Consider the following 23,972-nt stretch of genomic DNA (forward strand, 5'->3'; position numbering starts at 1 on the left):
TCGCGCCGCCACGGCGCAGCAGCGGTACGCACCCGGCCTCAGCGCCGACCGATGACCTGTGAGAGAGAGAACTGTGGACGACAAGCGCAAGCTGCTGCTGAGCCTGCTGGCCCAGGCCGGAGCCGGGGCCGGCACCCCCGCCTGCGAGGCCGTGGCCATCGTCGGCGTCGCCGGCCGCTACCCGCTGGCCGACACCGTCGGCGAGCTGTGGGACAACCTGGTCGCCGGCCGCAACTGCATCCGTGAGGTGCCCGCCGACCGCTGGGACGCGGACGCGCACTGGGACCCGTCCGGCGTGTCCGGCGGCTACAGCAAGTGGGCCGGATTCATCGACGACGTCGACAAGTTCGACCCGCTGTTCTTCCAGATCTCTCCGGCCGACGCGGAGGCGATGGATCCGCAGGAGCGGCTGTTCCTGCAGACCGCCGCGCTCACCCTGGACGACGCCGGCTACCCCGCCGCCCGCCTGGCGGCCCAGGGACCGGTCGGCGTGTTCGTCGGCGTGATGAACAGCAACTACGAGTGGATGGGTGGTGAGGCGAGTGCGCTCGGCGTGCAGACCGACGCCCACTCCAACCACTGGTCCATCGCCAACCGGGTCTCGTACACCTTCGACTTCACCGGGCCCAGCCTCGCGGTGGACACCGCCTGCTCGGCCTCGCTGACCGCGATCCACCTGGCCTGCGAGAGCCTGCGCACCGGGGAGTGCGCCGCCGCGATCGCCGGCGGCGTCAACCTGATCCTGCACCCGATGCACCTGCGCACCCTGGCGCAGCGTGGGATGATCTCGCGCGATGACCGGCTGAAGAGCTTCGGCGAGGGCGCGGACGGCTTCGTCGACGGCGAGGGCGTCGGCGCGGTGCTGCTCAGGCCGCTCAAGGCGGCGATCGCGGACGGCGACCGGATCCTCGGCGTGATCCGCGGGTCGGCCATCAACTCCGGTGGCAAGACCGGTGGTTACACCGTCCCGAGCTCGGCGGCCCAGGCCGAGGTGATCCGCGGCGCGCTCGGCCGCGCCGGGGTGGACGCGGACACCGTCGGCTACGTGGAGGCGCACGGCACCGGTACCCCGCTCGGCGACCCGATCGAGATATCGGGCCTTGTCGAGGCCTTCGGCGGACGGATCGACCCGGCCCGCCGCGCAGAGCTGCCGACGGTCGCCGTCGGCTCGGTGAAGTCCAACATCGGCCACCTGGAGTCGGCCGCCGGCATCGCCGGGCTGACCAAGGTGCTGCTCCAGTTCCGGCACGGGCAGCTGGTGCCCTCGCTGAACTCCGCCCGGCTCAACCCGGAGATCGACTTCTCCACCACCCGCTTCGAGGTCCAGCAGACCCTGCGGCCTTGGCCGCGCGTGGAGCGCGCCGGCGCGGACGGCGCCCACGAGCAGCTGCCCCTGCGTGCGGTGGTCAGCTCGTTCGGCGGCGGCGGCGCCAACGCCTGCGTGATCGTCGAGGAGTACCGGCCGACCGGCGTGCCGGAGGCGGCCGAGCCGGGGCAGCCGCAGCTCCTGGTGCTCTCGGCCAAGGCCGAGGACCGGCTGCGGGCGGCCGCCGGCGAGCTGGCGGCCGTGCTGCGCCAGGGCGGCCCGGCGCAGCCGGCCGCCGACGCCGGCGCGCTGGCCGAGGCGCAACGCCGCTGCCTGCGGCTGGCCGCCGAAACGATCGGTGTGGCACCGGAATTCCTCGACCTCGGCACCGAACTCGCCGACTGCGGCTTCGGTGTGGCCGAGCGGGCCCGCTACCACGCCCTGCTGGCCGCCGAGTTGGGCGCCGAGCTGCCGGCCGCCGCGATCGCCGCGGACACCGTCGCCGCGGTCGCCGAGGCCGTCGCCGGCGCCCTCCCGGCCGCCCCCCGCGAGGGCACGGGTCCCAACCTCGCCGATGTCGCCCTCACCCTCCAGTCGGGCCGCACCGCCCACGAGTTCCGGCTGGCCCTGGTGGCGGCCTCAGCCGAGCGGGCCGCCGAGCTGCTGGCGCAGTACGCGGACGGAAGGACGCCCGACGGGGTCGTCCTCGGCCGCTCGACGCGCGCCCGCGTGGAGCTGACCGGCGATCAGGCCGAGTCGCTGGAGCGGGCGCTGGCTCACCGTGACCTGGCCGCGGTGGCCGGGCACTGGGTGGCCGGCGCGGCCGTCGACTGGTCGCGGACGACCCCCGCCGCCGCCCGCCGCGTCGAGCTGCCCGGCTACCCCTTCGCCCGCCGACGCTACTGGATCCCGCAGCCGCCCGCGCCGGTCGCCGCGGCGGCCCCGGCCGCCGTCGAGGCGGAGGAGGACGGGCCCGAGTTCTACCGCCCGCTCTGGGTCCGCGCCCAGGCCCCGGCCGAGCCCGCCGCCCGGGCCGAGCGGATCGTCGCCCTCGTCACCGCCGCTTCCCGCCGGCTGGGCGAGGCGATCGCCGCCGCCCGTCCGTCCGCCCGGGTCGAGCTGGTGGACCTGGACGACGACGACTGGCTCGCCCGTACGGCCGGTGCGGACCTCGTGCTCCACCTCGGCGGCGCCTGGCTGAAGGTGACCGAGGGTGTCGGCGAGCACGAGGCCGCCGAGCACCTGCGCTGCGGCTCGCACGCGCTGTTCCGCCTGCTCGGCGCGGGCCGCGCCAAGCGCGTCGCCGTCGTCACCAGCGACGTGCACCCGGTGGCCGACGGCACCGCGAACGGCGGCGAGGTGGCCAACCCCTTCGCCGCCGGCCTGCACGGCCTGTTGCAGGTCGCCCCCAAGGAGTACCCCGACCTGCGGGTGGTCGGCATCGACTTCGCCTCCGCCGAGGCCGAGGGCGAGGCCGCCCTCCGGGCCCTCGCCGAGGCCGTCCTCGCCGAGCCCCTGGACGGCACCGGCCGCAGCGTCGCCCTGCGCGGCGGGGTGCGCTACCACCGCCGGCTCGGCCGGGTCGACCTGCCCGAGGGCGGACCGGTCTTCCGCGACGGCGGGGTCTACCTGCTGATCGGCGGCACCGGCGGCATCGCCCAGGAGCTGAGCCTGCACCTGGCCCGCCGACACCGCGCCAAGGTCGTCTGGTTCAGCCGGGGCGCGCTCGGCGCCGCGCACGAGGCCGTCGCCGAGCAGGTCCGTGCCCACGGCGGCGACGTCGCCCACCTGCGCGGCGACGCCTGCTCCGTCGAGGACCTCGCGGCGGCCGTCGCCGAGGCGCACCACCGCTTCGGGGCGCTGCACGGCGTCGTGCACGCCGCGATGGCCTTCGACAACCACCTGCTCGCCGACCTCGACGAGGCCGCCTTCACCGCCGCCACCCGGGTGAAGACCGAGGGCGCCGCCGCGCTGGCCGCCGCCGTCGCCGGGCAGCCGCTGGACTTCCTGACGTACTTCTCCTCGGCCGGTTCGTTCGGCAGCTTCGCCGGCAACGGGGCCTACATCTGCGCCTCCGCCACCGAGGACGCCTACGCGCTGTTCCTGCGCGCGCGGCTGGACGTCCCGGTCACCGTGATCAACCAGGGCTACTGGGGCCAGGTCGGTTCCGGCACCCAACCCGGGCTGGAGGACATCTTCGCGGGCCTGGGCATCACCGGCTTCACCGCCGCCCAGGGCATCGCCGCCGTCCGCCGCATCCTCGCGAGCGGCCTGCCGCAGGCCATGCCGATCCGGGCCAACCGCCGCGCGCTGGAGGCCATGGGTCACGACCCGGCTCTCGACGGCGAGGTGCTGTCCGGCGGTCACCCGGCCGCGCTGGCCCGCGCCACCGACCGCCTGGCCGCCGACGTGGACACCGACCCGGCCGCCCACCGGGTGCTGGCCGGCTACGCCGAGCTGGAGACCGTCTCCGCAGCCATGCTGCTCGGCGTCTACCAGCGGATGGGCGTGTTCCGCCGCTCCGGCGAGCGCCACCACGCGGCGGAGCTGCGCGTCGCGCTGGGCATCCTCGGCAAGTTCGACCGGATGAACGAGGCGCTGCTCAACATCCTCACCGCGGCCGGGTTCCTGACCCGCGACGGCGAGCGGCTCACCACCACCGCCGCGGTCGACACCGTCGACCAGGCCGAGCAGACGCCGCGCTGGGAAGCCGAGTTCGACCGCCTGGCCGCCGAGTACCCGGACATCGAGCCCACCGTCACCCTCAACCGCCTGTTCCTGCGGTCCTACCCGCAGATCCTGCGCGGCGAGGTCGGCGCCACCGAGATCATGTTCCCCGGCTCCTCGATGAAGCTGGTGCAGAACTTCTACAAGGGCAACCCGCTCACCGACTCCTTCAACCTGCTGGTGCGCGAGACCGTGCGCCGCTTCCTGGAACTGCGCCTGCCGGAGCTGCCGGCCGGCCGCACCCTCGAGGTGGTCGAGCTGGGCGCCGGCACCGGCGCCACCAGCGAGCGGGTGCTGCCCGCCCTGGCCGACCACCCGGGCCGGGTCGGCTACACCTTCACCGACATCTCCCCGCGCTTCCTGGACCACGGCCGTGAGCGGTTCGCCGACCGCTACCCGTTCACCCGCTACCAGGTGCTCAACCTGGACCGCGGCCTCGCCGAGCAGGGCTTCGCCCCGGCCCAGGCCGACCTGGTGCTCGCCACCAACGTCGTGCACGCCACCCGCAACCTGCGCGCCACCCTGCGCAGGGCCAAGGCGCTGCTGCGGCCCGGCGGCTGGCTGGTGCTCAACGAGCTGACCGAGGTACGGGCGCTGCTGACCATCGGCGGCGGCGTACTGGAGGGCTGGTGGGTCTTCGACGACGGCGAGCTGCGCATGCCCGACTCGCCGCTCGCCTCGCCGGAGGGCTGGACCAGGCTGCTGCAGGAGGAGGGCTTCCGCCCGGTCCGCACGCTCGGCGCGGGCGACCTGGGCCAGACCGTGCTCGTCGCGGAGAGCGACGGCGTGGTGCTGAGCGCCGTCCCGGCGGCCCCCGCGCCCGACCGTACGGCCGCCGACGGGCCGGCGCGAGCCGAGGCTGCCCCGACCGGGCAGGCCGACGCCGCCGGCGCGGTGGGGGAACGGCTGCGCGAACTGGTCGAGCGGGTCCTCAAGCTGGACGAGCGGATCGACCCGGATCGCGCGCTGGCCGACTACGGCTTCGACTCGCTCAGCGGGATGAAGATCGTCACCGCGGTGGACGAGGCCTTCGGCGTCACCGTGCCGCTCGGCGACTTCTTCGAGCGGCCCACCCTGCGGGAGCTGGCCGACCACCTGGTCTCCGGCTGGCTCGCCGGCGCCGTCGCCGCGACGGCGGCCCCGGCCGCTGCCCAACCCGTTCAGGCCACGCCGGTCACGCCGGTCACGCCGGTCACGCCGGTCACGCCGGTCACGCCGGCCGCGCCGGCCGTCTCGCCCGCCGGCGCCGCCGCCGACCTGGTGCTGCGCCCGCGCGGCGACCACGAGCTGACCACGCACCGCCTCTCCGAGGGGCAGCGCGCCCTGTGGGTCATCGAGCAGATCGCGCCCGGCAACTACGCCTACAACCTGCCGCTCGCCCTCTGGCTCGACGCCGACACCGACGTGCTCGCCCTGCGGGTCGTCCTCCAGGACCTGCTCGACCGGCAGGAGGAGCTGCGCGCCACCGTCCGCACCGGCGAGGACGGCCCGTACGTGCGGATCGCGGCCGAACCCGAGCTGCCGTTCCAGCAGGTCTGGCTCACCACCCGCGACGAGGCCGAGTTGCGCGAGCGGATGCGGGCGGACCTGCGGCGCGCCTTCGACCTCGCCGCCGGCCCGCTGCTGCGCGCCACCCTCTACACCCTCGGCGACGGCCGCCAGGCCCTGCTGCTGACCTTCCACCACCTGGTCTTCGACGGGGTCTCCATCGCCGGCCTGCTCAGCGAGCTGGAGCACGGCTACCGCACCGTCCGGGCCGGCCGGCTGCTGCCCGCCGAGCGGCCCGCCCGCAGCTACGCCGCCTTCACCGCCTGGCAGCACGACATGCTGGCCGGCCCCGAGGGCGAGCGGCTGCGCACCTACTGGGTCGAGCGGCTGCGCGGCCGCCGCACCGCCGTACCGCTGCCGCTGGACCGTCCCCGCCCGGCCGTCCCCGGCTTCCGGGGCGCCAGCGTGGACGGGCACATCGCCGCCGACGTCACCGAACGGGCCCGCGCGCTCGCCTCGGCGGAGCAGACGTCGCTCTTCGGTGTGCTGCTGGCCGGCTACTTCGCGCTGCTGCACCGCTACAGCGACCAGGCCGACCTCGCCGTCGGCACCCCCACCGCCGGCCGCCCCGCCGGGTACGAGGACGTGTTCGGCTACTTCATGAACATGGTGGTCCTCGCCGAGCGCATCGACACCGGGGAGGCCTTCCGCGCGCTGGTCCGCCGGGTCCACCGCACCGTCCTGGAGGCCCTGGACCACAGCGCCTACCCGCTGCTCACCCTCGTCGAGGAGCTGCGCCGGGAGGACCCCTCCGCAGCCGTCCAGCCCTTCAACACCGCCTTCTACTTCCAGAACTGGGCCCGGGCCGCGCAGTCGGGCGGCGTGGTCCTCGGTCCGGTCGAAGGAGTCCACCAGGAAGGCGAGTTCGACCTGACCCTGGAGCTCGTCGAGCAGGCCGACGGCTGCCGTTGGACCCTCAAGTACGACCCCGACCTCTTCGACGCCGCCACCGTCGAGCGGATCGGCGAGCACTTCGCCACCCTGCTCGCCGCCGCCGTCGGCGCTCCCGACACCGCCGTCGGCGACCTGGACCTGCTGACCGCCGCCGAGCGGTCCCGGCTCGCCGCCCCGGCCGCCGCCGACTACCCGGCCGACACCCTGGTCTGGGAGCTGGTCCGGCGCCAGGCCGACGCCCGGCCCGAGCAGGTGGCCGTCCGCAGCGGTGGCACCGAACTGACGTACCGGCAGCTGGCGGAGCGGGTCGACGCCCTGGCCGCCCGGCTGCGCACCGCCGGGGTCGGCCGGGGCCGCACCGTCGGCGTGCTGCTGCCGCGCGACGCCGACCTGCCCGTCGCCCTGCTCGCCGTCCAGGCTGCCGGCGGGGCGTACGTGCCGCTCGATCCCGCCTTCCCGCAGAAGCGGCTCGCCTACATGGCCGAGGACGCCGGGCTGCACCTGATGCTCACCCACTCCGCGATCCCCGGGGGCCACGGCACCGTCCCCCGGCTGCTCATCGACGGCGAGGAGCAGCCGCCCCCGGCCCCCTCGCCCGGCCCGGCCGGGCCCGCCGACCCCGCGTACGTCCTCTACACCTCCGGCTCCACCGGCCGGCCCAAGGGCGTCGTCGTTCCGCACCGGGCGCTGGTCAACTTCCTCTGGTCGATGGCCGCCGAGCCCGGGTTCGGCCCCGGCGACACCCTGCTGGCCCTGACCACCGTCTGCTTCGACATCTCCGGCCTGGAGCTGTACCTGCCGCTGATCAGCGGCGGCACGGTCGAGGTGCTCGACACGCAGACGGCCAAGGACGGCCTGCGGCTGCGCGAGGCTCTGGAGCGCTCGAAGGCCACCGTCGTCCAGGCCACCCCGGCGACCTGGGGCATGCTGCTCGCCGCGGGCTGGCAGGGCGACCCCGGCCTGACCGTGCTCTGCGGCGGTGACGCGTTGCCCGCCGAGACCGCCGACGCGCTGCTCGCCGGCAATCGCGCGGTGTGGAACCTCTACGGCCCCACCGAGACCACCATCTGGTCGACGGCCGCCCGGCTGCGCCGGGGCGAGAAGGTCACCGTCGGCCACCCGATCGCCAACACCCTGCTGTACGTGCTCGACAGCAGTCGCAACCCGGTGCCCACCGGCGTCGCCGGCGAGCTGTACATCGGTGGCGACGGCGTCGCCACCGGCTACCTGGGCCGGCCCGAGCTGACCGCCGAACGCTTCCTGGCCGACCCCTTCGCCGGCGACCCCGCCGCCCGGATGTACCGCACCGGCGACCTGGTCCGCCGCCTCGCCGACGGCCGGCTGGAGTACCTCGGCCGGATCGACTCCCAGGTGAAGGTGCGCGGCTTCCGGGTCGAGTTGGAGGAGATCGAGGCGACCCTGCGCCGGCTCGACGGCGTGCGCGACGCCGTCGTGGTGGCCCGGGGCAAGGCCGGCGCCAACCACTCGCTGCTGGCCTGCTACGTGCCCGCCGAGTGCGCCGCCGAGCCGACCCGCGAGCAGCTGGCCGAGTGGCTGCCCGGCCACATGGTCCCGGACCTGCTGATCGCGGTCACCGGCTTCCCGCACACCCTCAACGACAAGGTCGACCGCGCCACCCTGGCCGCCCTGCCGCTCGCCGAGCTGCGTGCCCGGTACGGCGCCGCGCCGGTCGAGGCCGTCGCCGAGACCGCTCCCCCTTCCCCCGCGGGCCGGGTCGAACTGCTGGTCGCCGAACTCGCCGGCGCCGTCGCCCGGATCTCCGGGACGAGCCCCGAGGAGATCGGCCCGCGCACCCCGCTCGGCGAGGTCGGAATGAACTCGGTGAGCTTCACCGAACTCGCCACCGAGCTGCGCAAGCGGTACGGCATCGAGGTCTACCCGACGCTCTTCTACCAGCGCGGCACCCTGCTCGCGCTGGCCGAGCACCTGTGGGAGCACCACGCCGGCGAACTGACGGCCCGCTTCGGTGCCCTCCCGGCGGCCGTCGCGCCGGCGCCCGCCGCTGCGCCGTCCCCGGCCGCCGAGGGGCCGCGCGACGCCGGGATCGCTGTCATCGGCATGGCCGGCCGCCTGCCCGGCTCCACCGACCTCAAGGAGTTCTGGCAGCACCTCGAAGCCGGACACGACCTGGTCGGGGAGATCCCCGCCGACCGCTGGGACTGGCGCGACCAGCCCGGCTCCCGCTCCCGCTGGGGCGGCTTCGCCCCCGACATCGACCGCTTCGACGCCGCCTTCTTCGGGATCTCCCCGCGCGAGGCCGAGCTGATGGACCCGCAGCAGCGGCTGGTCCTGGAGGTCGTCTGGTCGGCGATCGAGGACGCCGGCTACCGGCCGTCCGAGCTCGCGGGCAAGCGCGTCGGCGTCTTCATCGCCGTCACCAACTCCGACTACCTGGAGGTCCAGCGCGCCGCCGGCCGGAGCACCGAGGGCCACACCATCACCGGCGCCGCGCTGTCCATCGTCCCCAACCGGGTCTCCTACCTGCTGGACCTGCGCGGCCCCAGCATCGCGGTGGACACCGCCTGCTCCGGCTCGCTCACCGCGGTCCACCAGGCCTCCGCCGCCCTGCGCGACGGCACCTGCGACCTGGCCATCGCCGGCGGCGTCAGCCTGATCCTCTCGCCGACCGTGTACGAGGCGCTGAGCCGCGGCGAGATGCTCAGCCCCGACGGCCGCTGCAAGGCCTTCGACCGCCGGGCCGACGGCTACGTCCGCGGCGAGGGCGCGGGCGTGGTGCTGCTCAAGCCCGAGGACCGGGCGCGGCGCGACGGCGACGCCGTGCACGCGGTCATCCGATCCGCAGTGATCAACCACGGCGGCCGCACCACCTCGCTCACCGCCCCCAACCCGGACGCCCAGGCCGACCTGCTGGTCGAGGCCTACCGCACCGCCGGCGTGCCGCTGGAGACGGTCGGCTACATCGAGGCGCACGGCACCGGGACGGCCCTCGGCGACCCGATCGAGACCACCGGGCTGAGCACCGCCTTCCGCCGGTTGCGCGCGGAGCAGGGCGGCGGGGCCGCGCCCGGCTGCGCGATCGGCTCGGTCAAGACCAACATCGGCCACCTGGAGGCCGCCGCCGGCATCGCCGGGCTGTTCAAGGTCGTGCTCGCCCTGCGGCACGCCACCATCCCGGCCAGCCTGCACTTCCAGGAGCAGAACCCCTACCTGGAGCTCGACGGCGGCCCGTTCGAGGTGGCCGCCACCGCTCGACCCTGGCCCTCCCCGCGCGATGCCGCCGGGAGCGAACTCCCGCGCCGCGGCGGGGTCAGCTCCTTCGGCTTCGGCGGGGCCAACGCGCACATCGTGCTGGAGGAACCGAACGTGCCGGAAACCCGCGAGGAGAGCACGGCGGAGCAGCTGTACGTGCTCTCCGCCCGCGACGAGGACGCGCTGCGGCTCGCCGCCGAGCGGCTCGCCGACCACCTCGAACGGCAGGACGTCCGTGCCGACGACCTCGCCCACACCCTTCAGGTCGGCCGCGAGGCGATGGCCCACCGGCTCGCCGTGGTCGCCGACGGCCCGGCCGCGCTGCGCGCCGAGCTGACCGCGTACCTGGCCGGCCGGCCGTCGGCCGTTCGCACGGGCCGGGCCGAACGCGGCGTCACCGCCCGTCCGGCCACCGGGGGCACCGATCTGGCGGCCCTGGCGCGGGACTGGCTGTCCGGCGCCGAGGTCGACTGGGCGGCCCTGCGTGGGGGTGCCGCCGGCCGCCGGGTCCACCTGCCGACCTACCCGTTCGCCCGCACCCGGCACTGGGTGCGCCCGGAGGTCTCCCCGGCGGCTTCGGCCCCGGCGCCCTCCGCGGGGGAGGTGGCCGGACGGCTGCACCCGACCCTGCTGGACGCCAACCTCTCCACCTTCGGCGAACAGCTCTTCGCGAAGACGCTGACCGGCGAGGAGTACTTCCTGCGCGACCACGTGGTCGGCGGCGAGCGGGTGCTGCCCGGCGTCGCGTACCTGGAGATGGCGCGGCTGGCCGGCGAACTGGCCGCCGCCGGAACCCCGGTGCGCGGGGTGGACGGCCTGGTCTGGGCCACCCCGGTCCGGCTGCCCGACGGCGCCCGCGAGCACCGGCTGCTGGTCCAGGTGACACCTGACCGTGCTGCCGACACCGTCGAGCGCGCCTCCTTCGAGGTGCGGACCGCCGGGGCCGGGTCCTCGGTGCACGCCCGGGGCACCCTGCTCTTCGGCGCGCCCGGCGACCGTCCGGCCCGGATCGACCTGGCCGCCGTGCGCGAGCGCTGTACCACCGTCCACGACGGCTCGGACTGCTACGCCGCGTTCTCCCGGCTCGGCTTCGACTACGGCCCCGGCTTCCGGGTCATCGACTGCCTCGCCCGGGGCGAGAGCGAGGCGCTGGCCACCCTGCGGTTGCCCGGCGCGCTCGGCGCCGACGCCGGCCGGTTCGTCTTCCACCCCTCGCTGTTCGACGCGGCCCTGCAGACCGCCGGGCGCCTCGCGCCCGGGGCGGGCGGCCCGACGGGCCCGGTGCCGTACCTGCCGTACTCGCTGGGCGCGGTGCGGCTGTACGCCGACCTGCCGGAGCAGGTCCACGCGTACGCCACCCCCTCGGCGCGCCCCGTCCCGGCGGGCACGCTCTGCTTCGACGTCGCCCTGCTGGACGGGACCGGCGAGGTGGTCGCCTCGATCGACGCCTTCACCCTGCGGGCCGTACCCGCCGCCCCTGCCGGCGGGGCCACGAGTGACACCGTCCACGCCTTCGAACCGCTCTGGCGGCCCGCACCGACCGCCGCGCGCGAACCGGCCGGCACCGTGTTGGTGCTGGACGCCGGCACCCGCGGCGAGGCGGTGGCCGCGGCGCTGACCGAATCCGGCGCCGACGCCCGGGTGCTCGCGCTCGGTGCCGGCTTCGACGCCGACGCGACCGTCCGCGCCCTGCCGGCCCGCCCGGTCGACGTGGTCCACCTGGCCGATGAGGACGCCGGCACCGCCAGCGCCGTCGAGCACGGCTTCCACGACGCACTGGCCTTCCTGCAGGCCTGGCAGCGGGACCGGCGCGGCGCCCTGCGCTACGTCTACGCCCACCGCGAGGTCGCCGCCTCGCCGGTCCACGCCGCGATGGCGGCCTTCGCCCGTACCGTGCGCCTGGAGCACCCTTCGGTGGACTTCGGCGTGCTGACCGTCGCCGCCGGGCCGCTCGCCGACGCGGTGGCCGCCGAACTGCGCGCCCAGGGCGAACCCGAGGTGCGCGTCGGGGCGGACGGCCGTACCCGCCGCGCCTGGCGGCAGGCCGAACTGCCCGCCGCCGGGCGGGTGTTCACCGGAACCGGTGCCCACATCATCACCGGCGGCACCGGCGCCCTCGGCCTGCTGCTCGCCGAGCACCTCGCCGCGGCCCGACGTGCCGCCGGCGTCACCGGGGGCGGAATCGTGCTCGCCGCCCGTACCGCCCCCGGTCCGGAGGCGCTCGCCCGGATCGAGGCGGCCGGCGCCCTCGTGGTCCTGGCCGACGCCGCCGACCCGGCCGGCGTGCGCACCCTGATCGCCGAGGCCCGGCGGGCCCACGGCTCGGTCAGCGGAGTCCTGCACGCCGCCGGGGTGCTGCGCGACGGCCTGCTGGGCCGCAAGCAGCGGGCCGACGCCGAGGCCGTCCTGGCCGCCAAGGTGTACGGCACCGTGCTGCTCGACGACGCCACCCGGGACGAGCCGCTGGACTACTTCGTCGCCCTCTCCTCGGCGGCGGCCTCCTTCGGCAACATCGGCCAGGGCGACTACGCCTTCGCCAACGCCTTCCTCGACCACTTCGCCGAGCGCCGCGAACAGCAGCGCCGCCTGGGCACCCGACCGGGCCGCACCCTGGCCGCCGCCTGGCCGGTCTGGGCCGAGGGCGGCATGCGGATCGACGCCGCGGCCGTGGAGTTCATGGACCGGGCGCTCGGCATGCGCCCGGTGCGCACCGCCCCCGGCCTGGCCGCCCTGGAGCGCGCGCTGAGCGGGACCGCGCCGCGGTTGCTGCTCGCCCCGGGCGATCCCGCCCGCATCCTGTCCGCCCTCGACGGCGGGCCGGCCACGGCCGAGCCGTCGGACGTCCCCGCCGACACCGTCGTGCGGGCTCCGGCCAGGGTCACCGGGGCGGAGAGCGGCACGGACGCGCGGTCCCGGGCCGAGGCGCTCGTCCTGCGGCTGCTCGCCGAGGAGCTGATGCTGCCCGAGTCGGACATCGCGGTCACCGAGCCCTTCGAGTACTTCGGCGTGGACTCGCTGATCACCATGAGCCTGGTCCGGCGCCTGGAGGAACGGATCGCGCCGCTGTCCAAGACGCTGCTCTTCGAGTACGTGACGGTCGCCCAGCTGGCGGACCACCTGGCCGACGCCCATCCGGAGGCGTTCGCCGCACCGGCCGAGGACGACGCTTCCGTCGCGCCTGTCGCGCCTGTCGCGCCTGTCGCGCCTGTCGCGCCTGTCGCGCCTGTCGCATCTGTCGCACCCGTCGCCGCCGAGTCGCTGCCCGTCGCACCCGTCGCGGCCGAGTCGCTGCCCGTCGCCGTGGCCGAGCCGGTGCCCGCGGCCGCGCCCGTCGCCTCCGGCGGGGACGACATCGCCATCATCGGCGTGGCCGGCCGCTACCCGCAGGCCGACGACGTGGACGCGTTCTGGCGCAACCTGCGGGCCGGCCTCGACAGCGTCGAGGAGATCCCCGGCGAGCGCTGGGACCACGACCGCTTCTACGACCCCGACAAGTCCGTCTTCGGCAAGACCTACGGCAAGTGGGGCGGCTTCGTGCGCGGCGCCGACCGCTTCGACCCGCTGTTCTTCCGCATGTCGCAGATCGAGGCCGAACACACCGACCCGCAGGAGCGGGTGTTCCTGGAGACCGTCTGGCACCTGCTGGAGGACGCCGGCTACACCCGCGAGCAGCTGCGCGGCACCCGCACCGGCGTGTTCGTCGGCATGATGTACGGCCACTACCAGCTGTACGGCGTCCAGGAGGCGCTGCGCGGCAAGGGCTTCGCCACCTCCTCGTCGTACGCCTCGGTGGCCAACCGCGTCTCGTACTTCTTCGACTTCGCCGGGCCCAGCGTCGCCCTGGACACCATGTGCTCCTCGTCGCTGGTCACCATCCACCAGGCCTGCCTGGCCATCCGCAACGGGGACTGCGAGGTCGCCGTCGCCGGCGGCGTCAACATCTCCAGCCACCCGGTGAAGTTCCTCCAGCTCGCCCAGCGCGGCTTCCTGGCCGCGGACGGCCGCTGCCGCAGCTTCGGCGAGGGGGGCACCGGCTACGTCCCGGCCGAGGGTTCCGGAGCCGTCCTGCTCAAGCGCCTGGATGCGGCACTGGCCGACGGGGACCGCGTGCTGGCGGTCGTCAAGGCCTCCACCGTCAACCACGGCGGCGCGGGCGCCGGCTACAGCGTCCCCAACCCGCAGGCGCAGGGGGACCTGGTGCGCGCCGCGCTGGAGCGCGCCGGACTGCGCCCCGCCGACCTGGACTACCTGGAGGCCCACGGCACCGGCACCGCGCTCGGCGACCCGGTCGAGGTCAACGGCATGCTGCGGGCCTTCGAGGGCGACCTGCCCGAGCGGCTGCCGATCGGCTCGGTGAAGTCCAACATCGGGCACGCCGAGTCGGCCGCCGGCATCGCGGCGATCACCAAGGTGCTGCTCCAGCTGCGGCACGGCGAGCTCGCGCCCTCGCTCCACGCGGACCGGCTCAACCCGAACATCGACTTCGGCGCGACCCCCTTCGAGGTGCAGCGCGAGCGGGCGCCCTGGCCGCGCCGGGTCGGAGCGGACGGCACCGTACGGCCCCGCACCGCGGGCGTCAGCTCCTTCGGCGCCGGCGGCACCAACGCCCACATCATCCTGCAGGAGTACATCGGTGAGCCGCAGGCCCCGGCGGCGCCGGCCGGCCCGCAGCTGGCCGTGCTCTCCGCCCGGGACGCCGAGCGGCTGACCCGTCAGGCCCACCGCCTCGCCGCCCACCTGCGGGCCGGGGCCGCCGAGGGCACCGCCCCGGCCCCGCAGCAGGTCGCCTGGACGCTCCAGTCGGGCCGCGAGGCGATGGCCCACCGGTTCGCCGTGCTCTTCCGGGACCTGGCCGAACTGGCCGACCGTCTGGAGGAGTTCGCGGCCGGCGGCACGCCCGCCGACAGCTGGACCGGCACCGTCGACCCGCGCCGTCCGGCCACCGGCGACGCGCTGCCGGCCGACCCCGCCGCATACGCCGCCGCCTGGACCGGCGGCCGCAGGGTCGACTGGTCGGCCCTGCACCAGGGTGCCCGGCCCGGCCGGGTCGCACTGCCCGGCTACCCCTTCGACGGCGGGCGGGTCTGGCTGGCCGCCGCCGAGGCCGAGCTGGCCGCACTGGACGCCGACCGCGCCCGGCAGGGCCTGCTGCTGACCCGGCAGTGGACCCCTGCCGAGCCGGCCGCCCGCACCGCACCGCCCGCCCGGACCGCCATCCTGGCCGTGCCCGGCACCGAGGCGCCGGCCGCCCGGCTCGCCGCCGCCCTGCCGTCTGCCGAGGTCCTCACCGTCGACGCCCTCACCGCCGAACTCGCCGCCCCCGAAACCCGCTGGGAGCGCTTCGACGCGGTGGTCGACCTGGCCGGCTGCGCCGACCCGGCGCTGCCGCCCGCGCACTCCGTCCTTCCCACCTGGCTGCGCTGGCTCCAGCAACTGGTCGACCGGGGCAGCCGTGAGCTCACTGTCCTGCTGGTCTCCCGGGGCGCGGAGCCCGGCCCCGACGGCGGCCCGGCCGCCCTCGGCGGCGCGGCCCGCGTCGGCCTCTACCGGATGCTCCAGAGCGAGTACCGTCACCTGCGCTCCCGCCACGTCGAACTGGAATGGAACACCTCGGACGAGCAGTTGGTCCACTGGGTGACCGAGGAGCTGAGCAGCGGCGACGAGCCCGCCGAGACCGCCTGGCGCGGAGGGGTGCGGCACCGTGCCGAGCTGCGCGAGCTGCCCGAGGGCCCGAAGCGCGAGCTGCGTTTCCCGGCCGGACACGTCCTGTGGGTCACCGGCGGCACCCGCGGCCTCGGCCTGCTGACGGCCCGCCACTTCGTCGCGGAGCACGGCGTGCGCAAGCTCGTCCTCACCGGCCGCGAGGAGCTGCCGCCGCGCACCGAGTGGGCCGCCCACATCGCGGCCGACGGCCCGCTCGGGCGCAAGCTCCGACCGCTGGCCGAACTCGCCGACCAGGGCGTGGAGCTGGAGGTCGTCGCCGTACCGCTGGAGGAGCGGGAAGCGCTGGCCAAGACGCTCGCGGACGTCAAGCTGCGGCTCGGCCCCGTCGGGGGTGTCGTCCACAGCGCCGGCTTCACCGACTTCGAGAACCCGGCGTTCGTCCGCAAGCCGCAGACCGGCATGGCCCGGGTGATCAGCCCGAAGGTGTTCGGCGTCGATGCCCTGGTGGAGGTCTTCCGGGACGAGCCGCTGAGCCTGTTCGTGCTGTACTCCTCGGTCGCCGCCACCGTCCCCGCGCTCGCGGTCGGCCAGAGCGACTACGCGCTGGCCAATGCCTACCTGGACGCGGTCGCCGAGGCCCGCCCGCACGGGCTGCCGCTGGTCAGCGTGCAGTGGCCGAGCTGGAGGGAGACCGGCATGGGAGAGGCGCGCAGCGCCGCCTACCAGGCCTCGGGTCTGGCCACGCTCACCGACCGGCAGGGGCTCGACCTGCTGGAGCGGGCGCTGGCGAGCGGCGCCCGGGTCGTGCTGCCGGCGATCGCGCGGCCGGACGCCGAGTGGCGTCCGGAGCGGTTGTCGGACCGGAGGCTGGGGGACGCGGCCGCGTCGGCTGCCGCTGTTCGCCCAGCTGCCGCTCCCGCTGAGACGGCTCCGGCTCCGGCTCCGGCTCCGGCTCTTGCCGCGGCCGACGGGTCGGCGGCGGTCGCGGCGGCGGTCGCGGCGGTGTCCTCCTGGCTGCTCGACCGGCTCGCGGAGGAACTGCGTTTCGAGCGGGCCAAGTTGACCGGTGACGTGCCGGTACAGGACTTCGGCATCGACTCGATCATGGTCTCCCAGCTCGTCCAGACCGTTGCCAAGCGGCTCGACATCACGATCGACCCCTCGGCGCTGCTGGAGCACCCCACGACGAACGGTTTCGCGCAGTACCTCGCCGAGGAGCACCGGGAGGAACTGCTCGCCGCGTTCGGCGAAGCCGTGCCGGCCGTGCCGTCTGTGCCGTCCGTGCCGTCCGTGCCGTCCGTGCCGGCGGCGTCCGCGCCGGTTGCCGTCCCCGCTCGGGCCGCTGACCCCGCGCCGCCCGTCGTGACGGCCGCGCCGCCCGTCGGCGCCGACATCGCCGTCGTCGGCCTGTCCTGCCGCTTCCCGGACGCCGCCTCCCCGGACGCGTACTGGGAGCTGCTGCGCCAGGGCCGCTCGGCGCTGCACCCGATCCCCGAGCAGCGCTTCGGCCGCCCGGTCGGCTACCACGCGGGCCTGCTGCCCGAGGTGCTGCGCTTCGACCCGGAGACCTTCCTGCTCTCCGAGCCCGACGTCGCGGCCATGGACCCGCAAGCGCTGCTGCTGCTGGAGGAGGTCCACCAGGCGATCCACCACGCCGGCTACCGCCCGGCCGAGTTGAAGGGCCACCGGGTCGGCGTCTACGTCGGCGGCCGGGCCACCCACACGCCGGACGCCCTGGCGCTGGAGCAGGCCAAGAACCCGGTCGTGGTCACCGGTCAGAACTACCTCTCCGCCAACGTCTCGCAGTTCTTCGACTTCCGCGGCCCCAGCGTGGTGATCGACACGGCCTGCTCCTCCGCCCTGGTGGCGATGGACATGGCCGTCCAGGCCCTGCGGGCCGGCGACCTGGAGGCCGCCGTGGTCGCCGGGGTCAACCTGATCGCCGACGACCGCGCGCACCAGGTCTTCGGCCAGCGTGGACTGCTCAACCCGGGCGCCGAGTTCCACGTGTTCGACCGCCGGGCGGCCGGCCTGGTGCTGGGCGAGGGGATCGGCGTCGTCGTCCTCAAGCCGCTGGCGCGGGCCCAGGCCGACGGCGACCAGGTACTCGCCGTCCTGCGCGGCATCGCCATCAACAACGACGGCCGGACCGCCGGCCCGGCCACGCCCAACCTCCAGGCCCAGAAGGACGTGATGGTCGAGGCGCTGACGCGCAGCGGCCACGGCCCGCAGGACGTCGGCTGGGTGGAGGCCAACGGCTCCGGCTCGACCGTCACCGACCTGCTCGAACTCAAGGCCGTCGAGTCGGTCTACCGCAAGGGGTCGAAGCAGCCGGTCGCGCTCGGCTCGATCAAGCCGAACATCGGCCACCCGCTGGCCGCCGAGGGCATCGCCGCCTTCATCAAGGTGGTCCTGATGCTGCACCACGGCCAGCAGGTGCCGTTCGGCTCCGGGCAGGTGCCGCTGGACCACTTCGACGTGGACGCCTCGCCGTTGTACTTCCCGCGTGAGGCACGTCCGTGGCCCGACTCGGCCCGGCTCGCCGCGCTCAACTGCTTCGCCGACGGCGGCACCAACGCCCACCTGCTGCTCGCCCCCGCCCCGGCCGGGCACCGCGGCACCCGGGCCCCGCTGCCGCAGCCGACGCTGAACCGGCGGGTGGTCATCCGGGGCACCGGGGAGCCGACCGCCGCGGCGGCGCACGCGCCGGAGGCTCCTGCCGTGCCGGCACCCGCCGTGTCGACGCCCGCAGCCCCCGGAGCGGGCCTGTTCTGGGACACCTACCGATGACGGCGCCGACGGCCGGCCAGGCCGCCCGAGGCTCCCTCCCCGTGGTGTTCATGTTCTCCGGCCAGGGCTCGCAGTACTACCAGATGGGCAAGGAGCTCTTCGACGACAACCCGGTGTTCCGTGCGGAACTGAGCCGGCTGGACGCCGAGGCCACCGACGCACTGGGCGAGTCCGTCCTGGACCGGGTCTTCGACCCGGTCAAGCGGAAGGCCGACCTCTTCACCGACACCCGGATCACCCACCCGGCGATCGTCATGATCGAACTCGCCATGGCGGAGACCCTCCGCGCGGCAGGTGTCGAGCCCGATTACCTGCTCGCCTGCAGCCTGGGCGAGTACGCGGCGGCCGTCGTCTCGGGCAGCCTCTCCGCGGGGGACTGCCTGCGGCTCCTGGTCCGCCAGGCCGACGCACTGCGGGCGGGCCCGCGCGGCGGGATGCTCGCCGTGCTGGCCGGGCCCGAGGCGATGGACCGGGTGCCCGAGCTGCGGGCCTGCGAGGTGGCAGCCCGCAACTACCCGGGCCACTTCGTCGTCGCCGGTACGGACGAGCGGCTGGACCGCGCCGAGTCCGCACTGCGCGCCGCCGATGTGATGCACCAGCGGGTCCCGGTCGAGTACGGCTACCACTCCAGCCTGATGGACGAGGTGCTGCAGGCCTGCCGCAGCGCCTTCGACGGGGTGGAGTTCGCCCCGCCGCGTCTGCCCTGGATCTCCGGGGTGGACGGCCGCCAGGTCGAGCGGGCCACCGCCGAGCACTTCTGGCAGGTCGCCCGCCGGCCCATCGAGTTCGAGCGGGCGATGGCCTCGCTGCGGGGGCGCGGCGAGTTCCTCTACCTGGACCTCGGCCCCTCCGGCACCCTCCACAACTTCGCGCGCAACAACCTGCCGGCCGGGAGCCGTTCGATCTCCCTGCCGCTGCTCAGTCCCTTCGGGAACGATCCGGGTCTGCTCGGCAAGGCCCTCGCGGCCGCCGGCCCGAACCGGGCTCCAGCCACCCCGAAGCGGGCTTCGGCCCCCGGGACGGCACCCGTCCCCGACGCACCAGCACCGAGGAAGGCACACGGTATGAAGGTCTACGGCTTCCCTGGCCAGGGATCCCAGCAGCGGGGCATGGGCAAGGGGCTGTTCGAGAGGTTCCCGGAGCAGACCGCGATCGCGGACCGGGTACTCGGCTACTCGATCGAGGAATTGTGCGTTTCCGACCCCGAGCGCCGGCTCGGCCGCACGGAGTACACCCAGCCCGCCCTCTACGTGGTCAGCGCGCTGACCTACCTGGACCGTGTCGCCCAGGACCCGGAGCCCGCGGACTACCTGATCGGCCACAGCCTCGGCGAGTACGTGGCCCTGTTCGCGGCGGGGGTCTTCGACTTCGAGACCGGCCTGCGCCTGGTGCAGCGCCGTGGCGCGCTGATGGCGGCGGCCGGCGGCGGCGGGATGGCCGCGGTGGTCGGCAGTGACGAGGACGCCATCACCCGGACCCTCGCCGACGCCGGCCTCGACGGCCTCGACCTGGCCAACCACAATGCTCTGGACCAGTTCGTCCTCTCTGGCCCGGTCGAGCAGATCGACGCCGCGTGCACCGCCTTCGAGGCCGTCGGCGCCCGCGCCGTCCGCCTCAACGTCAGCGCGCCCTTCCACTCCCGCTACATGCGGGGCACGGCTGAGGAGTTCGCCGGCTTCCTGGGCGGGTTCACGCTGCGCCCGCCGACCGTCCCGGTGCTCGCCAACGTGGACGCCCAGCCGTACCGGGCGGCCGCGATCGCGCAGACGCTGACCGCGCAGATCGCCTCCCCGGTCCGCTGGACGGAGACCGTCCGCAGGCTGATGGGGCACGGCGACTTCGAGTTCGTCGAGCTGGGCCCCGGCCAGGTGCTCACCCGGCTGGTCACCAAGATCCGCGCCGCCGCCGAGCCGCTGCCGGCGCCGGTGGTGGCCGCGCCGTTCGTTCCCGAGCCGGTCGTGGCGGAGCCTGTTGTCCCGGTTCGAGCGGTGTCGGCTCCGGCGGTGTCGGCTTCGGCAGTGTCGGCTCCGGCGGTCCCGGCTCCTGCGGTCCCGGCAGCTCCGGTCGCGTCCGGGATCAGCGCCGACAGCCTCGGCGCGCGCAGCTTCCGTGAGCGGTACGGGCTGAGCCGCGCCTACCTGGCCGGTTCGCTCTACGGCGGCATCTCCGGCCGGGAGATGCTGCGCTCGCTCGCCAAGGCCGGCCTGCTCGGCTTCCTCGGCACCGGCGGGCTCAGCCTGACCGAGGTGGAGCAGCAACTGCGCGGCGTCACCGGCGAGCTGGGTCTCGGCGGCGCCTTCGGCGTGAACCTGCTCTACCGCCACGGCGCGCCGGAGGAGGAGAACGCGCTGGTGGACGTCCTGCTGCGGAACGGCGTGGACCTGATCGAGGCCTCCGGCTTCCCCCTGATCACCCCGGCACTGGTGCGCTTCCGGCTCAAGGGCGGCCGGATTGTCGCGAAGGTCTCCCGTACCGACGTCGCCACCGAGTTCCTCGCCCCGCCGCCCGAGCGCATGGTCGCCCGGCTGCTGGCGGACGGGCAGGTCACCGCGGAGGAGGCCCGCACCGCCTCCGGCCGCCCGATGGCCGACGACCTGTGCGTGGAGGCCGACGCCGGCTGGCTGAGCAGCACCGCGGACCTGCTCACCCTGCTGCCCGCCGTGCTCCGCCTGCGCGACCGGCACGCCATCCCCGGCCACAAGGTGCACGTCGGCTGCGCCGGCGGCATCGGCACCCCGGAGGCGGCCGCCGCGGCCTTCCTGCTCGGCGCCGACTTCATCCTCACCGGCTCGGTCAACCAGTGCTCCGTCGAGGCGGCCACGAGCCCCGAGGTGAAGGACCTCCTCCAGGAGACGCGCGAGTACGACGTCGACACCGCGCCCTGGGGCGACATGTTCGAGCTCGGCGTCCGCGCCCGCTACCTCAAGCGCGGGCTGTTCTTCCCCGCCCGCGCCTCCCGGCTGCACGAGCTGTGGCGCCGCCACGGCTCGCTCGCGGAACTCGACGCGGAGACCAGGAGCCAGGTCTTCGACCGCTACCTCGGAGGCGAGTCCGCGCCCGCCCCGGCCTTCGGCAGCGACCCCAAGGCCGAGCTGGCGGCCGTCTTCCGCCGCTACTTCCAGCGGGGCTTCCGCCTCGCCGTCACCGGCGACCAGCGCTCCCGGGTCGACTACCTGATCCACTGCGGCCCGGCCATGGGGGCCTTCAACCAGGTCGTCGCCGGTACCCACCTGGAGCCCTGGCGCGCCCGTACCGTCGAGGCCATCGCCGACACCCTCCTGGAGGGCGCCGGCGAGCACCTCGCGGAGCGCATGAGGGTCTTCCGTTGATGATCAGCTCCTGCTGACGCTGTTTCGAAGTGGGGTGGCCCGGTCCGTCATGTTCTCCGGGTCGCCCCACGGACAGAGCCCCGCAGCTCGTTCGGGGTGAGCGGTGACGGCGACGCGCCGTCGGGCGCCCGGCACTCCGCCTGTTCGGCGGCGTGTCGGGCGCCTGGCACTCCGCCTGTTCGGCGGCGCGCTTGGCCTCCAGCCACGCGGTCTGGTCTGCCTCGTCGCTGTCTTCGGCCGCACGCCGGCACTCGGTGCGGTCCTACGTGGCGAGCCGGCCGGCGAACCCGGCCCGGCGGTCGGCCGCGGCCTCCGCAGCCAGCAGGGCCCGCAGCGCGCCCGGGGTCAGCCCGACCGACCGGCGCACGGCGTGGGTCATGTGGGCCTGGTCCGCGAAGCCCAGCTCCGCCGCGAGGGCGGCGAGCCCGGTGTCGCCCTGGCTGATCCGGTCGAGCGCCCGGGCGACCTTCAGCCGGGTGCGGTAGCGGGCCAGACCCTCGCCGGTGGCCTCCCGGAAGATCCGGCTGAGGTGGTGCGGGGAGCACCCCACCGTGCGGGCCAGCTCGTCCAGGCTCGCACCGAGGTCCACGGCCAGCGCGGCGCGGGCGGCGTCCACCAGCCGCCGGCGCGCCGACTCCCGGGCGGGGATGCCGGCGGTGACCCGTTCCGGCAGAAGGGCGGAGAGGATCTCCGAGGCGAGCTCCAGGGTCAGCCCGGTGAGTTCGAAGGCGTCCGCGCCGGCCCGCGCCCGCGCCGCCAGCAGGCGCTGTCGCACCGTCATCCCCGGGGTGGTGAACACCAACCCCTGAGGCACGGTCGGGTCCCCTGCCAGCAGTTCGACGAGCCGGGGTTCCGAGAGCACGATCTCGGTGTACGAGTCGCCGCCGCACGGGTGCGCGAACTGGTGCTCGCTGCCGGGGCGTTCGACGTAGACACTGAGGGGGTCCAGCACCTGTTCCACACCGTCCGCCCGGGCCAGGAAGAGGCCCCGGCGGACCATGACCAGGCCGAACACCTGCATCGGGCGGGTCTCCGTCCAACCGTGCGGCGGATGAAGGCAGTCGACCTCCCCGGTGTAGACGTCGTCATCGCGCAGCAGACAGAGGCGTTCGACCGGCATACCCGCCAGCGTAGGGCCGCTCCGGTGCGGCCGGACAGGCTCGGACGGTGCCGGGGCGATGAGGCTCGTCGAAACCCCCACCCCCTGCTCGGGCTTCGGGACGCAGCTGCACATGCCCACCCTGGTTCCCCACCTGCGGGCGGTCGAGGGGAGGGAGCACACCTGGGCCCGGGTGCTTGCCCGCGGCCGGCCGAACGCGCAAGAACGTGCAAGCCGGCACCGGGTCCTCCCCGCCAGCATGGAACCCGCCGACGCCCCGGACGGGGGTCGAGGCGTCGGCCGCCATCACTCCCCCTGGAGGAACACCGATGACCCGCGATCCGGGAACAACCTCGCGCCGCACCCTGCTGCGCGGGGCCGTGGCCGGCGTCGGCGCGGCCGCCCTGGGGCCGCTCACCGAGCCGTCCGCACGGGCCGACACGTCGGCCGAGTCGCGGACGGCCCACGGTAGTTGGGCCGCGGCCCGGCGGCTCGGGCGGTACCAGGTCCTCGCTCTGCTGGACGCCCACGGCACCTTTCCGGCCACCGCCGCGGCCGCCTTCCCGGACGCCACGCCAGAAGCGTGGGAGCGTGCGCGGCAGCTCGACCCGTTCGCCTTCGGGCCGCACGGCGCATGGGAACTGGACTTCCGCTGCTACGCCGTCCGCGGGCCCGGCGGGCGGATCACGCTGGTCGACACCGGCATAGGCCCCGCGGGCAGTCCGGCCTCGAAGTGGGCGCCCGTCCCCGGCCGGCTCCCGCAGTGCCTGTCGGCGGCCGGCATCCGCCCCCAGGACGTCAGCACCGTCGTCCTGAGCCATCTGCACGAGGACCACTACGGCTGGTCGGTCACCCCGGACGGCGTCCCGGCCTTCCCCGACGCGCAGTACGTCGTCCAGCAGGCGGAGATCGCGGGACTCGCCGGGGGCGACTCGGCGCTGCGGTACGTCGTGGACCCGCTGCGCCGGGCCGGCCTGCTGCGCCAGGTCGACGGCCGGTGCCGGCTTCCCGGGCCCGGAGGGGCCGGCACCGGACTCACCCTGTTCGGCACGCCTGGCCACACGCTGGGCCACCAGTCCCTCCTGGTCGAAGGGGGTGGACAACGGCTCCTGATCACCGGAGACGTGCTGGTGCACGCCGTCCAACTCGCAGACCCCGCGACCCGCTACGCCTTCGAGGCCGATCCCGCCCTGGCCCGCCGCACCCGGGAAGCCGTCCTCGCCGAGGCCGGGCGCACCGGCACCGTCCTGGCCACCCCTCACCTCAACCGCCCCTTCCTCCGGCTCCCGGTACCGGACGCCGCACAGCACTGACCTCTTCTCAAGAAGCCGGGGCCCGTGGGATGGACACCATGGCCGTACTGCTCGCGGCTCACCCGGAGCCC

4 protein-coding genes are annotated in these 23,972 nt (G+C 75.2%); 3 read left to right on the top strand and 1 reads right to left on the bottom strand.

Going from position 1 to position 23,972, the window contains the following annotated elements:
- Positions 1–58: 58 nt before the first annotated feature.
- Together ACZ6Z8_RS13630 and fabD are read left to right on the top strand one after the other, a co-directional pair.
- Positions 59–18,160 carry an amino acid adenylation domain-containing protein gene (locus ACZ6Z8_RS13630; protein WP_465609250.1) on the top strand — a complete coding sequence of 6,034 codons (18,102 nt, stop codon included), beginning with the start codon at positions 59–61 and terminating at the stop codon, positions 18,158–18,160.
- Positions 18,157–21,489, top strand: coding sequence for an ACP S-malonyltransferase (gene fabD, locus ACZ6Z8_RS13635; RefSeq protein WP_465609252.1), 3,333 nt, complete (start codon positions 18,157–18,159; stop codon positions 21,487–21,489). The genes ACZ6Z8_RS13630 and fabD overlap by 4 nt, the downstream gene beginning before the upstream one ends.
- Before the next feature lie 262 nt (positions 21,490–21,751).
- On the opposite strand, the gene ACZ6Z8_RS13640 is transcribed toward fabD, so the two are convergent.
- The gene (locus ACZ6Z8_RS13640) at positions 21,752–22,609 is read right to left on the bottom strand and encodes a helix-turn-helix domain-containing protein (RefSeq protein WP_465609254.1); all 858 of its coding nucleotides are present in this window, start codon (positions 22,607–22,609) and stop codon (positions 21,752–21,754) included.
- Between the two features lie 308 nt (positions 22,610–22,917).
- On the opposite strand from ACZ6Z8_RS13640, the gene ACZ6Z8_RS13645 reads away from it, so the two are divergent.
- Positions 22,918–23,901: an MBL fold metallo-hydrolase gene (locus ACZ6Z8_RS13645; protein ID WP_465609256.1), complete on the top strand. Its 984-nt coding sequence runs from the start codon at positions 22,918–22,920 to the stop codon at positions 23,899–23,901.
- The last annotated feature ends 71 nt before the right edge of the window (positions 23,902–23,972 follow it).

This window comes from Kitasatospora sp. NPDC101108 (assembly GCF_055584725.1).